Origin of the sequence: Aliidiomarina shirensis (assembly GCF_003987345.1) — a bacterium.
In the GTDB taxonomy this organism is placed as follows: Bacteria; Pseudomonadota; Gammaproteobacteria; order Enterobacterales; family Alteromonadaceae; genus Aliidiomarina; species Aliidiomarina shirensis.
This window is the reverse complement of sequence record NZ_PIPP01000002.1, coordinates 696,833-711,335: the sequence shown is the minus strand read 5'-3', so window position 1 is coordinate 711,335 and position 14,503 is coordinate 696,833. Positions and strand designations below refer to the sequence as shown.

The 14,503-nt window shown below is 45.3% G+C and carries 12 protein-coding genes and 1 tRNA gene; 7 read left to right on the top strand and 6 right to left on the bottom strand.

What is annotated here, in order from left to right; genetic code table 11:
* Window positions 1–182: 182 nt before the first annotated feature.
* From CWE13_RS07340 to CWE13_RS07320, 5 genes are read right to left on the bottom strand one after another with little or no spacing between them, the layout of a single operon-like run.
* Entirely contained in the window at window positions 183–599 is a 417-nt protein-coding gene (locus tag CWE13_RS07340) for a hypothetical protein (RefSeq protein WP_126807268.1), read from the bottom strand.
* A 48-nt stretch (window positions 600–647) separates the two neighbouring features.
* Window positions 648–1,031, bottom strand: a complete 384-nt coding sequence (locus CWE13_RS07335) for a helix-turn-helix domain-containing protein (RefSeq protein ID WP_126807266.1) — start codon at window positions 1,029–1,031, stop codon at window positions 648–650.
* Window positions 1,021–1,350, bottom strand: a complete 330-nt coding sequence (locus CWE13_RS07330) for a hypothetical protein (protein WP_126807264.1) — start codon at window positions 1,348–1,350, stop codon at window positions 1,021–1,023. The genes CWE13_RS07335 and CWE13_RS07330 overlap by 11 nt, the downstream gene beginning before the upstream one ends.
* Window positions 1,337–2,524: a tyrosine-type recombinase/integrase gene (locus tag CWE13_RS07325; protein ID WP_126807262.1), complete on the bottom strand. Its 1,188-nt coding sequence runs from the start codon at window positions 2,522–2,524 to the stop codon at window positions 1,337–1,339. Before CWE13_RS07325 ends, CWE13_RS07330 begins: the two co-directional genes overlap by 14 nt.
* A complete protein-coding gene (locus tag CWE13_RS07320; protein ID WP_126807261.1) occupies window positions 2,517–2,756 on the bottom strand; it encodes a hypothetical protein in 240 nt (79 codons plus the stop codon). Before CWE13_RS07320 ends, CWE13_RS07325 begins: the two co-directional genes overlap by 8 nt.
* A 144-nt stretch (window positions 2,757–2,900) precedes the next feature.
* Here CWE13_RS07320 and CWE13_RS07315 point away from each other — a divergent pair, with 144 nt between their 5' ends.
* The 6 genes from CWE13_RS07315 (at window position 2,901) to CWE13_RS07290 (ending at window position 10,988) form a co-directional block, all read left to right on the top strand.
* Window positions 2,901–3,104, top strand: a complete 204-nt coding sequence (locus tag CWE13_RS07315) for a helix-turn-helix domain-containing protein (protein WP_126807259.1) — start codon at window positions 2,901–2,903, stop codon at window positions 3,102–3,104.
* A 108-nt stretch (window positions 3,105–3,212) separates the two neighbouring features.
* A complete protein-coding gene (locus CWE13_RS07310) occupies window positions 3,213–4,700 on the top strand; it encodes a type I restriction-modification system subunit M (protein ID WP_126807257.1) in 1,488 nt (495 codons plus the stop codon).
* On the top strand, window positions 4,690–5,949 hold the full coding sequence (locus tag CWE13_RS07305) for a restriction endonuclease subunit S (RefSeq protein WP_126807255.1): 1,260 nt from the start codon (window positions 4,690–4,692) through the stop codon (window positions 5,947–5,949). The genes CWE13_RS07310 and CWE13_RS07305 overlap by 11 nt, the downstream gene beginning before the upstream one ends.
* Window positions 5,946–8,993: an HsdR family type I site-specific deoxyribonuclease gene (locus tag CWE13_RS07300; RefSeq protein ID WP_198677908.1), complete on the top strand. Its 3,048-nt coding sequence runs from the start codon at window positions 5,946–5,948 to the stop codon at window positions 8,991–8,993. Before CWE13_RS07305 ends, CWE13_RS07300 begins: the two co-directional genes overlap by 4 nt.
* Window positions 8,986–9,744, top strand: a complete 759-nt coding sequence (locus CWE13_RS07295) for a M48 family metallopeptidase (RefSeq protein ID WP_126807254.1) — start codon at window positions 8,986–8,988, stop codon at window positions 9,742–9,744. Before CWE13_RS07300 ends, CWE13_RS07295 begins: the two co-directional genes overlap by 8 nt.
* A gap of 149 nt (window positions 9,745–9,893) precedes the next feature.
* On the top strand, window positions 9,894–10,988 hold the full coding sequence (locus CWE13_RS07290) for a DUF4062 domain-containing protein (protein WP_126807252.1): 1,095 nt from the start codon (window positions 9,894–9,896) through the stop codon (window positions 10,986–10,988).
* 334 nt (window positions 10,989–11,322) lie between these two features.
* Here CWE13_RS07290 and CWE13_RS07285 read toward each other — a convergent pair.
* Window positions 11,323–11,399, bottom strand: a tRNA-Arg gene (locus CWE13_RS07285).
* Window positions 11,400–11,663: 264 nt separating this feature from the next.
* On the opposite strand from CWE13_RS07285, the gene CWE13_RS07280 reads away from it, so the two are divergent.
* A complete protein-coding gene (locus CWE13_RS07280) occupies window positions 11,664–14,411 on the top strand; it encodes a bifunctional diguanylate cyclase/phosphodiesterase (protein ID WP_126807250.1) in 2,748 nt (915 codons plus the stop codon).
* Window positions 14,412–14,503 lie beyond the last annotated feature (92 nt).

The following is a 14,503-nucleotide window of genomic DNA, read 5'->3' as shown; positions in this document are numbered from 1 at the left end:
GTCATCAGCCGCAATACTCGCTCATTTATGGTATCGAGAGCTTGAACTATATGATGTGCTTCCAGAGTTGCGAGACGTTCGTAAAATTTTGGCGTTAATCATAGTCAGAGGTTAGAGCGACTCAGAATGCTAATTGGCTAGTAACGACAGCAGCCGATTAGGGCAGCTGTCGTTATCGTGCGCTATAGCTTCATTAAGTCTTTAAAGCTTCTCGGGCGCCGAGTGGCCAGAATACCAACTCTGAATTCTTTGAGTATTTGAGGGGCGATACTTGGACTAACCAGCCTATCGTTATTAAACATATTAGTGTGGATCCAACAAAGTGCAGCGTGTTTGAAAGCTAAGCTTAGAGGCTCAGGGAAAAGATGCTCGATGTCGAGGAACGACTCTTTCTTTAGGTTATTTTCTATTTGATGGTATATCTCCATTAGAACTGATTTGTAGGTGCTTTCATCAATATCTCGATACGAGAAAGGGTATGGAAAGTGAAGTGAGCACAGCTCGGGAATGCCTAATGATTCGTATGGGCATTGCTCACGAAGCGGTTTTGTTAAGTCGAAATCAAAGCGAATTTCAGTTTGTGGTTTGAGATTTTGCATGTATTTTTCCTTACTATTGGCGTTAATTTAACTGTTTACTCATCAAGATTATTTTTGCTCGCGCGAACTCTCTTGAGCAAAATGTTTGTGTTGGAGCTTGCGAAAACTGTCAGGTTGATAAAGCTCGATTGCTTTTAGAATCAACTCTTTCAACTCTTCAATGGCCTTAACTACATCGTGACCCATATCAGGACAGTGTCCTGACAACCTGCGCCGACGATGTCGTTTCCATGTGAGTAACGATTCGCGCCAAATCAACCGGCGTTTGCCTGACTTCATTGATTGAATTTCGTGACTCGCTATCAAGCGGTTAATGGTTCGCTCGGTAATGCCGGCAACTTCTGCTGCTTCCTTAATACTCAAAAGCGATTGTTCAGTGTCGTGACTATGTCGGGAACGATGTCCCGACATAGTCGTGTGATTAACCGACATATTGAACCCTCCTGCGCAATCGATATCCGAGTTGTTCTTCAAGTGCGAACAACACTGGCTCGAGCATGCTTTCGAGGCAAGGCAATTGATCCGATGAGAAAGGAAGTTTGAGGCAGGTGCAGACCATGTAAACCCAACTCTCAATGGCTTCGAGATTATCTTCTTCAGTGCCACATCCAAGATGCGGGACTAAATCGCCACCAGGTATAACGTGGAGCGATACCATCAAGTTTTTCGCAAGCGCTTCCGCAAACTCTTTAGCATCACTTCGAAGTTCAATTGTGTGAGCAAGATGGCGCGTGTGGTTATGATTCATCATGGTGGGTCTCCAGCTCTTGAACATCGAAGTTCTGTTTCAATAGGCGTTCGAATGCTGAGCCATCTTGACGTGTGAGATTAGGCACGTAGCGTGAATAAACACGAAAGAGCATCTCAGTTGAGCTATGGCCCATTTGCCGAGCTATCCACTCAGGACTCTCGCCGGCAGCGAGCCACAACGTCGCCGTTGTATGGCGTGTTTGATACAGCCGACGTTTGTTAAGGCCTAGATGAGCAAGCAAGGGATACCAGACTCGCTTTCGCACATTGCCGTGAGAAAGCGGTGTGCCAACGCGGGTGCAGAACACATAATCAAATTCATGTGTGTGTTTACGTTGCTCAAGTAATGCTTTGTAAACAATGTCACTCATCTCAATCGTGCGATACGAGCCATCGGTTTTCGTGCTTTCTGTCCGACCATTAACAACCGTGCTTCGGATATTGATTTGCCGGCGCTCGAAATCGACAGAATCCCAAGTCAGGCCATCAACCTCCGCGGTCCGCATCCCTGTAAAGAAGCGTACAGTAAAATACTGCCGAAAATCTTCCCGCACACTTTTAATGATGAGTTGAACCTCTTCGAGTGAAAAAGGCTCAACATCAGTGCGCGGTACCTTTAGTGATTTAATCCCAACGTAAGGTGAGCTAAAATTAAATCGGTTGGCTGCTTCATTCATAATCATTCGCAATGGCGTCATGATGTGATTGATACGAGATGGTGAGAGTCCTTTGCTGTTCCGTTGTGTAACTTTGGCTAGTGATGAACGGAACTGCATAATCTCTGTCTTCGTAATGCGGCCAACCTCTTTTTCACCGAAATTAGGTATAAGGTATCGGTCGAGCGTGTTGCGTACCGTGTCCGAATGCGACTTGCGCCATTGAATCAGCATTTCTGCGAACCAATCCTCAGCAAATATGCGGAACGGTGGAGTTTCGCACGTGTGGCTTACCTCCATTCGGTCGAACTTTTGTGCCCTTGGGCTATCGGGAAAGTACCGTGAATACGAAAATGTTCCCAAGGTGATTTCCGCTTCAATACGCTCCAAAAGCTTTTCTACCTTTTTACGGTTTACTCGCGTATCCGAAAGAGCCGTCATTTCTTTACAGCGAACCCCTTTGTAGCGAAAGTCTACATACAGTTTTCCGGTTTCTGGTCTCACATTTACACTACCCATGAGCTGCACCTCCTCTGGCCATCGGAATCGCAAGCGAGTGACTGGAGAATTTACCCATGTCATCGCGAATTGTTTCCCATAAGAAAAGAATTTTTCGCCCACCAAACGGACGGATATAGTGAACGCCCTCAAGAAGCACAGAATCTTTTAAGCGCTCGCGAATGGTTCGAGGGTCGTATTTGATTCGCTCAGAGAGCTCCTCAGTGGTCAAAAGTGTCATGTCATTTAACATGGCAACCTCCTTAGTTAAGTGATAGATTAAATAACAATAAGTATTTCTGAAATTCAAATTGTTATCCTGAATGGCATATTAGCACACAAAAATACATTTACAACCGCTTTTTGCCATTTTGGATGACATTTTTGCGAGGTGGTTATGATTAAGTGTCATTTGGCGAGAATGATGGGCGAGCGCAAGCTCAAGATAATGGATGTTGCACGCGAAACAGGATTGAACCGTAATACGGTCACCCTACTCTACAAAGAAACAGCTCAGCGTATTGATTTTGTTGCGTTAGATGTGTTGTGTAAATATTTTGAATGTGATGTCGGTGATTTATTGGAATCCTTGAGTGATTAATAATGAACTAAAGTACTAGCCATCATTGAATTCAAGTTTTGAATATAAAATTTTTAATTTAGATATGGTAATCGGCTAATTATATACGGAAGGTTAGGGATATCAGGAATGGCAGTAACACTAAACGAATTAGAGCAGCACTTGTGGGGTGCAGCTAACATATTGTGGGGCGCAGTTGATTCTGGCACTTATAAAAACTATATCTTCGCAGTCCTTTTTTACAAGCGTCTGAATGACGTTTGGCAGGAGGAGTATGAGCAACGGCTCGCTGAATATGGCGACAAGGAGCTTGCAGCTGATGCGGATGAGCATCGCTTTGACCTGCCAGAAGGACAGCGCTGGGCTGATATTCGTAACAACACCACTAATATCGGTGAACATCTAAACGCAGCCTTTCAAGCAATTGAAGATGCTAACTTCAAATTGCGTGGCATTTTTCAAAGTGTAGATTTCAACAATAAGGACCAGTTTAGCGATGAGTTGATTGAGCGACTATTGCAGCACTTTGAAAAGTACGATTTACGCAATAGCAACGTTGAAGCTGATATTTTAGGTAATGCTTACGAATACCTCATCAAGCAATTTGCCGACGATGGCGGTAAGCGTGGAGGTGAATTCTATACCCCCAAAGAAGTTGTGCGCTTGATGGTGGAGTGCTTGGAAATAGACGAAGGCATGAGCGTTTATGACCCAACCTGCGGTAGTGGTGGTATGTTGCTCGAAGCGTATCGCTCAGTTGAACGGCATGGTAAAAACCCACGCTCACTAAGTTTGTATGGACAAGAGCGTAACTTGAACACGTGGGCAATTTGCCAGATGAACTTGTTTTTGCATGACATTGATGATGCAGATGTAAAGCGTGGTGACACGCTCAGAGAGCCTAAGCACTTAGTGAGTGACGATGCCAAAGCATTACGCAGTTTTGACCGTGTTATTGCCAACCCACCGTTTTCATTGAAAGAGTGGGGGCATACGCAGTGGAAAAACGGTGATGCATATGGGCGTGACATATACGGCTGCCCACCCGCTAGTTATGGTGATTTAGCCTTTGTACAGCACATGCTCGCAAGCTTGAACCAGAATGGTAAGCTGGCAGTGGTTGTGCCACATGGTGTGCTGTTCCGTGCAGGCACAGAGGGCAAGATACGACAAGCTATGATTGAAGCTGACATCGTAGAAGGCGTGATTGGGCTTGCGCCTAACCTATTCTATGGTGCAGGCATCCCAGCTGCTATTTTACTGCTCAACAAGTCCAAGCCAGAGCACTTAAAAAATAAAGTCATGATAGTGAATGGTGCAGAGCAGTTTGAAGACGGGCGCTCACAAAACTACTTGCGTGATGGCCACATTGCGACATTAACTAAAGCCTACTTAGCTTTTGCTGATGAAGAGCGCTTGAGCGCACTTGTCGCAACAAACGACATTGCTGCTAATGACTACAACCTAAACATCACACGCTATGTGAACTTAGGAGAAGCCGCAGAACAAATTGACGTGGCTATGGAAGTGCAGCACTTGCTTGAACTGACAGAAGCGCGTAACGAGGCGGAGAAGCGCATGATGCAGCACTTAAAGGAGCTGGGTTATGTTGAATGAAGTGCCTGAGGGGTGGCAACGGCAGAGGCTTACAGAATGCTTTGATGTGAAATCTAGCAAAAGGGTGCTTCAAAAGCAGTGGCGCAAGCAGGGTATTCCATTTTACAGAGGGCGCGAAATTACTGCGTTATCTGAGCATGGGAGTGTGGATAATGAGCTGTTCATTGATGAGGAGCTATACCGAACATTCGCTGAGAAGTCTGGCGTGCCATCAAAAGGTGACATACTGATAACGGCTATCGGTACGATTGGTAATACATATTGCGTAAAAGAGAGTGAGGAGTTTTACTTCAAAGATGCAAGTGTACTGTGGTTAAGCAAAAAAGCGGATGTAAACAGCTTGTTCATAAATTATTGGTTGAACTCCGCTTCCTTTAAGAACCAGCTTGATTCAGGTAATGGTACGACAGTTGACTCGCTTACAATTAAACAATTAAGTAATTCGTACCTTTTGATTCCCCCACTCACCGAGCAAAAACGCATTGCCGAAGTGCTCAGTAGCGTGGATAAAAGCATACAAGCTACGCAGCGTTTAATTAAGCAAGCGGAGCGCGTCAAGCAAGGCTTGATGGAAGAGTTGCTAACAGGTGGCTTGGGTAGTGAAGCCATTGAGCGTGGTGAAGTGCCTGAGGGGTGGCAAAGTTTAACGGCTAAAGATTTGGCAGAACCGAAAGGTCTGCAAACGGGGCCATTTGGAAGCCAGTTAAAAGCAAACGAGCATATTGACGTTGAAGAGCAAGGTGCTTGCAGAGTAATAATGCCTAAAAATATAAAAAACGGGCAAATTGACTTCGAAAGTGCTTCTATTATCACTGCTGAAAAAGCCAATGATTTGGACAAGCACACTTTGGAAGTAGGTGATGTTCTTTTTGCTAGGCGTGGTGACTTATCCAAAGTTGCGATCTACTACGGTGTAGAAAAAGCAATCTGCGGTACTGGCTGTTTAAGACTGCGTCCAAAGAAAGAATTGGTTAATGCGCACTTTCTCCGATTTCTTTTTACCAATCATAAAGCTATCGACTGGTTGCATGCCAATGCAGTAGGTGCAACGATGCTCAATCTGAATACCCAAATTATAGGCAACTTGCCAGTATTGCTACCACCAATCAAACAGCAGGAAGAGATTTCAGGTGCTTTAATGGCTTTGGAAGACTTTTGCTTGCAACATGAAGTAAGGCTGAGCAGCTTTGCAAAGCTCAAAAATGGCTTAATGGACGACTTGCTCACAGGAAAAGTAAGGACAGTATGATGAAAGGACGTGGCGCGGAATGGCATTTCGCTGAAAAGCCGATACTTGAGTATTTATTAACGCTTGGTTACGAGTTCGTAGACAAAGAGCAGCACGCAGCACTGCGAGGAGCTGAAAACCAAGTCATTTTCCGCCCACACCTTATTACTGCTTTGCAGCGCTTGAATGGTATTTCAGAGCAAGATGCAATAGCCGCAGCCGCAGAGCTGATGCGCAAAGAAGGCAATGAGGAGTGGATTGAGATAATGCGTGGCGACTTTGCGCGCAATGTTGAAGGGCAAGCCACTCAGAAGACCCTCAAAGTTATCGACTTCCAAAACCCCAGTAACAACCAGCTCGCTGTCACTCAACAGCTCTATGTGAAAGCGGAAAAAAGCCGCATACCTGATGTTGTTTTGTATGTGAATGGTATTCCGCTTGTGGTTATCGAAGCAAAGTCACCCATTAATCATAAAGATAAAAACGGTGAAGCCTTTGACCAGCTAAAGCAATACGAGCGTGATATTCCACGCCTGTTTTTCACTAACCTGTTTAACATCGTAACCGATGGCACAACGGTGCTTTATGGCGCAACTGGCTCACCTGCTAAGTTTTACGGCTACTGGCGTGACACCTACCCACGCGAAGAAGACTTTGATAACGAACTGCATAAAGGCTTGTGGTCATTACTTGAGCCTGGCCGCTTGTTGGATTTGCTGGCGCACTTTGCAGTGTTTGAGCGTGAAGATGGCAAAGTGATTAAGAAAATCGCCCGTTATCAGCAGTTTCGTGCGGTCAATAAGATGGTAGAGCGTGTTGCAGAGGGCAAGCATAAACGTGGCCTTATCTGGCATACACAAGGCAGTGGTAAATCACTAACAATGGTATTTGCTGCGCTCAAGTTAAAGCACCACAGAACGGTAAAAATAGAAAAAGGGCAAAGTTCAGCGCTTGCCAATCCCAATTTGCTTGTGCTTACCGACCGCAAAGACTTAGACGGTCAGATTTCCAGCACATTTGAAAATACAGGCCTGCCGAATCCCACACCCATCAAAAGCATCAAACAACTGCGCGAACTAATGAGTACAGGTGTAGATGGGCAAACACTCATCAGCACCATATTCAAGTTTGAGGGCAGCACCAAAGCAATTCCTAATAGTGAAAATTGGATTGTGATGGTGGACGAGTGCCACAGAACGCAAGAAAAAGACTTAGGCGCAGCCCTGCGCGCCACACTGCCCAGCGCTACCTTCTTTGGCTTTACGGGCACGCCAGTCAAAAAGAACGACAAGAACACCTATGAGAACTTTGGTGTGGTAGGTGAGGGTTACTTGGACAAGTACGGCATTGATGATGCTGTACGTGACAACGCCACTGTGCCCATTCACTACACTAGTCGCAAGACCGAATGGCAAATTGACGAAGCTAAAATTGATAGCCTGTTTGATATTTGGTTTGCAGATTTAAGTGATGAGCAGCTGGCGCAGATTAAAAAGCGTGGCGTGCGTTTAGCAGACTTAGTAAAACACCCCAAACGCATTGAGTTGATTGCGTTTGATTTATGGACGCACTTCAAAGATTACGCTAAGCCAGATGGCTTCAAAGCACAGCTGGTAGCCTACGACAGAGAAGCCGTTGTGCTCTACAAGCAAGCACTCGATAGTCTGATTGCATCAGAGTACGAACGACAAGGCATGAGTAAAGAAGATGCCCTGCGATTGTCGCAAGAAGCGACAGCCTGTGTGTACAGCAAATCACAAGAAGATGATAAGCCCAGCGAAAACCAGCACAAGAATGAAGTGCGTGAAAAACTGGTGACTTGGTATGTTGATGACACCGCCGAAGACGAGCTAAAAAGACGTTTTAAGGAGCGGCACACCAACCCACAAATTCTGATTGTGTGCGACAAACTGCTAACAGGCTTTGATGCGCCGGCAGAAGCGGTAATGTATTTAGATAAACCACTAAAAGAGCACACCTTACTGCAAGCCATAGCGCGCACGAACCGCGTAGCTGACGCAAAGAAGAAACAAGGCCTTATTGTCGATTATATTGGCGTGAGCAAGCACTTAGATGAGGCTCTAGCAAGCTACAGAGCGGAAGACGTACAAAACGCTATACGTGACTTGGACAGTTTACGCAGCGAACTTGAAGCGGCACAACGTGAATTGCTGGTGTATGTGAAAGGCATTAAGCGCACAGGCAAAGACGTACGCTCAGAATATGATGCACTGATTAAAGCCATCGGCACAGAAGATGAATGGATATTGTTCCAGCGTAAAGTGCGCAACTTCGTCACGTTATATGAAGCGCTTGCACCAGATCCTTGCGTTATTCCAATGAGTTACGATCTAAAGTGGTTTGCTAACTTTTTGCTGTTCGGTAAACAAGTATTTGAGAAAAAAGAAAGCTTTGAGCAAGCCGAGTACAGCGAGAAGATACGCCAGATGCTAGAAGAGCATTTGCACGTGACAGGGCTATCCACCATTGTGAAGTTGCGCAGTGTGATTGATGGTGAGTTTTGGGAGGACTTTGAAGGTGCTGAGGATGAGAGCGAAGACGACAAACGCGCAGCAGCATTGAAGAAAACCACAGAGCTTCGCAAAATCACCGAAGCCAAGCTTGCAGAGAATCAACACCAGTACGCCAAGTTCAGTGAGAAGCTGAAAGAGCTGATTGAACGCATGGACGACCAGCAATTAAGCTGGGGTGAGAAGTTAAGGGCCGCACAAGAGTATGCCAAGCAGTTAGACGAAGAGGGCAAAGCATACGAGGCCACAGGCATGAGCTTTGAAGGTCATGCGCTTTTGAAAGTGATTGAAGCCATAGAGGGTGATGATGTTGATGCAGACACCCAACGACAGCTTGCAGAAACAGCCGAGCAGCTCTATTCAGACATAGACTTAGCACCAAAGCTATGGCACACAAAAGAAGGGCTTAGAAAGGAGCTGAGGCAGCGAGTACGAAGCGCAGCACACCAGCTGGGCTGTAAACAACTCAAACAGCTTCCTATAGAAATTGAGCAAATTGCCATCAAGCATTTTGCGCGGAGCCAGCATGAGTGAGCAAACCAGCGCCAATGAAATCGTAATTGGCCGCAGGCACATTCCTTATCGCTTAGTGAAAAGCGCACAAGCGAATAAATTAAAGCTGCAAATGACAATGGATGAATTTCAGGTCACAGCACCTGAGCAGGCAACCCTTGCTGATGTGCAGCTGGCGCTGAAAAAGAAGCATAAGTGGATTATAGAAAACTATGCAGCGCTGCAAGACTTGTATGAGAAAACCCATAAAGTTGCCAGATTCCGAACGGGCGCAAAATTGCCGTATTGGGGGCGCTTGGTGAAGCTGCATACACAGCTAGCTGACGTGCAAAGCCCCATAGTGAGCTATAAAAACGGCTTGCACGTGAGCCATCCCAACTACGCGACCAGTGAAGAGCATGACGACAAAATAGAAGTCGCAATACACGACTTTTTGAAAGACAGATTTAACCTAGAAACAGCAAAGCTGGTTAGAAAGTACGGTGAGCTACTGGGCATTGGTGCGACATCAGTGCGCGTGAAAACAATGAGTAAGCGCTGGGGGAGTTGTACACATGCTGGCTGCGTGTCATTGGACTGGCGATTGGTCTACGCACCCAAGCGCGCAGCGGCGTATGTCGTAGCACACGAGCTGGCGCACCTGAAAATACACGACCACAGTGATAAATTTTGGAACTTACTCCAGCAAGTCTATGGCGACTATCAGAAAGAGCACACATGGCTTGCGAAAAATGAGCACTTGCTTGGGTATAAACGAATAAAGCTAATGTAGAGTGTCCTTTACTTCAAATGTTTAAAAGAGTGAGATCATATGAATATCGGGGAACTCTTCTTAGTTGATGTGGCTTTATCATCCGCGCTGACCCTGTGGCAGTGATTCATTCGAATTTTTAACTCAAAGTAAAAAGATGGCTGTTGTGTATGAAAAAAGTATTTTTGAGCTCTACCTTTCTCGATTTAAAGAAAGAGAGACAAGCTATTGCCAAGGCTTTAAAAGAAGAGTTTGATAATCTTGAAATCATAGGCATGGAAGAGTTTGGTGCACGAACCGAAAAACCATTACAGGTCTGCGTAACTGAAGTGGCTACCGCCGATATCTATATAGGCATCATAGGTGAAAAGTATGGTTCAATTGATATCGACAGTGGTAAGTCTTTCACTGAAATCGAATACGCTTCTTTCAGCGGAGAGGCGGCTTTCATTTTTATAAAGAGTGGTGTTGATTTTAGCGAGAAAGGCGTAAATTTTAGAGCCTTTGTGGAGCTTCTAAAGAACAACCATACACCTGACTTTTGGAATGATAGTTCTGACCTTATTTGGAGAGTACCAAAAGCAGTACGACAAAAACTTAATTACGGTCAAGTTGAAACAGCTCTCCCACCTGATATCTATTCTATTCACGTTATGGGTGAGCGGGGGCTCGAAACGAAGATAGTCGAATATAAAGAGACCGAAAAAGTTGCCTTTAACGCGAATGCAGGAGACCACATTATTAGGTGGGCTTCATTTGTATCTCACACCCGCCCTTTTTGTTGTACGTACGATTTTTCAAAAGGGAAGTTGCCCACTAGGTTTGAATTTAGTCGCTCAAGTGGAAGCTTTGCGAGAAACCCAAGAACGGGTGTATGGACTGCAATACCTGTCGATGCTCCTCATTTCGAGAAATTCTCTGATAATACATTTGGTTTGAGGCTTGAGCCGCAGAGAACTAACTTCCTGCACAAATTTTCTTATGCTCGCCCTCGACAGGTAGTTTCTCTTAAGAGAGGCGAGTATACGGTTTGGGTAGAAGGGAGCGGTTCATTATCAATTAAAGGGGTCATCAGGGCGACGGTAAGTTCTCATCAAGATTTGCACTTTTGCATACACGGCGATGAGCAATGCTCTTTGGTAATTGATGCTATCGGCAAAATTAACCATGCTCAGCTTGAAGATGGATTTGGCCGCACCTCAAGGATTCTCACGGAGAACACGGCGATCACTCGATTAAGAGATTTCCTTCATTTAAAACAGTAGTGCGTTAGAACCGTGGAAATTCATTATGTAAAGCTTAAGAGAGACATGTGTGGTTACATTAGCCACCGTATCAAAGCGAACGCAAGAGAACTGGTCTGCAAAAACATCGAGCTTTAAATATAATAATGGTTAAAAAACGTAAGTTTGGGCTTAAGGTCAAGTTTTTAACTTTAACAATCTGGTGTGAGTTTACTGGTCCCAGAATGGTCCCATCACGGTCCCAATGAAATAATAGAGCAAAAAATAGAGTTTTGGACGAAGGTCAACTTGGTGCTTTTGGAGGTAAGGGTTGGTTCGAATTATTAAATTGAAGAGATTTGATTAAAGCCTTTGATGGCGCGCCCGAGAGGATTCGAACCTCTGACCTCCGCCTCCGGAGGGCGGCGCTCTATCCAGCTGAGCTACGGGCGCATTTTCAAATTTTGACTTCTAGCGTAAACACCAATTATACGATTGACCTCTGCCTCCGGAGGGCAGCGCTCTATCCAGCTGAGCTACGGGCGCATGTTTGGTGCTTTTCAAGCAGGCGTGGATTTTAGGGAATTTCCCGGTGTATGTCCAGCATTGCGCGGAATAAATCTAATTTGTAACGGGTTGTTAAGATTGATTGCTTAAATGTTATTAACTAGTTAAATTGGAGCACCATCGCGATAATTCTGAGAAACGTATTTGAGTGTGAATAAACCAAAGCAACAAGGTTCTGAGCCGCCTATGGCTACTGAGCATACTTCAGTAGCACATTCATATATTGGTTCCTTACGCGCAGTTATCAATGTTGCTGCGTGGGCTTTAGTTTGCTTTTTCCTAGTGATTTGTGTGGGTTTGTGGAACCGTGCGGTATCTATGAACCATCATGAATTGCAACACTCTGGGGAAATGCTCGAGCAAGGCGTGAAATCATATTTTGCGAGCACTGAATTGTTTCTAAGTACGGTTGGAAACGATTTAGTTTACAACAATCTGTTTGCTGATCGCGAGCAAGCGCAGAAACAACTGCAACGCATTACCAATCGCCAAGAGGGTGTAGCCGGGTTAGCTTTTATCACGCCCGATGGTGAATTTTGGGTAACCGATTTCGCGCCCGTTGATGAACCGCTTCCTTCGCTGCTTGAAACTGAATTAGCAGCAGGAGATTTTGCTAACTTTGTAGCACGGCCTCAGTTTCACATTGGGCGGCCATATTTCTTTGAGTTTTTTGATAATTGGGTTGTGCCGATACGAGCGCCGATCTTCGACGATGATGGCGATCTACTTGGGTATATGGCGATGGGAGTGGAGCTTGAGCGAGGCTTGCCCTTGTGGACAAACATCGTTATTCCAACTGGGATTCAAGTATCGCTGGTACGGCCCGACAATCACCTTGCTTATTTGCATCCATTAACGCTTGAACACACCATTGATTCCCTAGCAAACCTATACCGCGCACAAATCTCACCAGAGTTACAACAATTGATGGGTCAGCCTGAAGGGGTATATCAGTATCAAAGAAAGCGGCTGAGCGATTCTAGTATTGAGCAAGCGTATGCTTATATGAAACCTTTGCCCGAATATCAGTTAACAGTTATCGCGATGCGCAGCCGTTCAACTGTTATTTATGATTGGCTATATACCTTAATTATTCCTTTCGCGGTTCTATTCGCGGCGTTTTTAGCATTATGGTATGCGGCGCGGCGGGCGAAGTTTTATTTGCAAACAGCCGAGCAGGAAATTAGTAGCAAACAAGAGGCTTTAGTTCAGAGTTTAGAGCAATACGGCAGATTAACAGCGCTAACCCCTGCGGGCGTCTATCAAATTCAGGTTAATGCCGAGGGTGAGCGCGAATTTATATATTTAAGCCAGCGTGCCCGCGATTTGTTCGCGGTTCCAGCTACGGTGCCGTTATCTGATGCACTTACATATATCGTTGAGCTTACTCATCCCGAAGATATTGAGAGCTTTGTAACGGCAGAAGAAGAAGCCGTGGCGAATAATCAGCCCCTCAGATGGGAGGGGCGCTTTATTATTAACAATATAATTAAGTGGGTAAGTATTGAATCTCAACCTGGTGAAGTTGATGACGCTGGGAAGATTTGGCATGGCGTAATGTTAGATGTTACTGAACGCAGAGAAACGCAAGAGCAAATAGAAGAGCTTGCGCACTATGATGTGTTAACACATTTACCGAATCGCACGCTCTTGCAAAAGCGTTTGCATGAAAGTATTTGGGATGCTCGATACAGTGATTCTTACTCAGCGGCATTATCGATTGATTTAGATAACTTTAAAATTCTCAACGATAGCTTAGGGCATGAGGAAGGCGATCGGGCGCTGTTAATCGTTGCTCAGCGTTTGGCGAACTTAGTGGGTGAAGACGACACAGTGGCACACATGTCGGCCGATGAATTTGTGATTCTTTTAACGAATCTAGGAAATGTTGAAGCCACAGCGATTCAAAAATGTAATGAGTTCATCACTCAACTAAATGTGCAGATGCAGAACCCTTTGCAGCTTGGCAATGATTCATATCTGCTAACGGCGAGCATTGGTGTAACCTTAGTAGGGCCTCACTCCGAGAGTATTGAGCGTGTTTTGCAGCAGGCTGACCAAGCGATGTACGAAGCAAAAGATTCAGGCCGGAACACCAGCGTGTTTTTCGATGCGGATTTAGAGGCGCGGTTAAATAGTAGGCTCGAGCTACAACGCGATTTACATCGTGGCATTATCAATAATGAATTAGAACTGTTTTACCAAACGAAGGTGAATTGTCAAAAAACCTGCGTGGGTGTTGAAGCACTTGTGCGCTGGTTTCATCCAACGAAAGGTATGATTAATCCCGCAAACTTTATCTATATCGCGGAGCAATCGGGCGATATTATTCTGCTTGGAAATTGGGTGCTGCGCACGGCTTGCGAGAAGCTGTTGGAGTGGGCCGATCATCCCGAACGCGCGGATTGGACAATGTCGGTGAATGTATCAGTGAAGCAGTTAAAGGCCGATAACTTCGTCGAAGAAGTGAGCCGCTGTTTGAACGAAACCGGCGCGCCGCCGAATAAGCTGATTCTTGAAATTACCGAATCCATGTTACTAGGGAACACCGAAGCCGTTATTGTGAAAATGCAGCAGCTGCGAAACATCGGTGTGCGTTTTGCGTTGGATGATTTTGGTACCGGCTACTCGAACTTGAGTTACCTGCAGCGTTTGCCTTTGGATCAGTTGAAAATCGACCGTTCGTTTGTATCTACTAATACAGACCACGAAAACTCAGGGCTCGCCCAAGCTCAGTTAACTCAAAGTATTATTTCTCTCGGGCATACGCTCGGGTTAATTGTGGTCGCCGAGGGTGTTGAAACCGAAGCGCAGTTTCATGCGTTGATAAAACAGGGTTGCGATATTTTCCAAGGCTACTATTTTAATCGGCCGGTTCGGGAAGGCGAGCTGCCATAGCGGAATAGAACTGGTAGAAACAACCAGCACAATGTATCTGGTTATTCTTACAATTGGTCGGCTTTTGCTTGCGCAAAAGCCGTTTTTTTTGC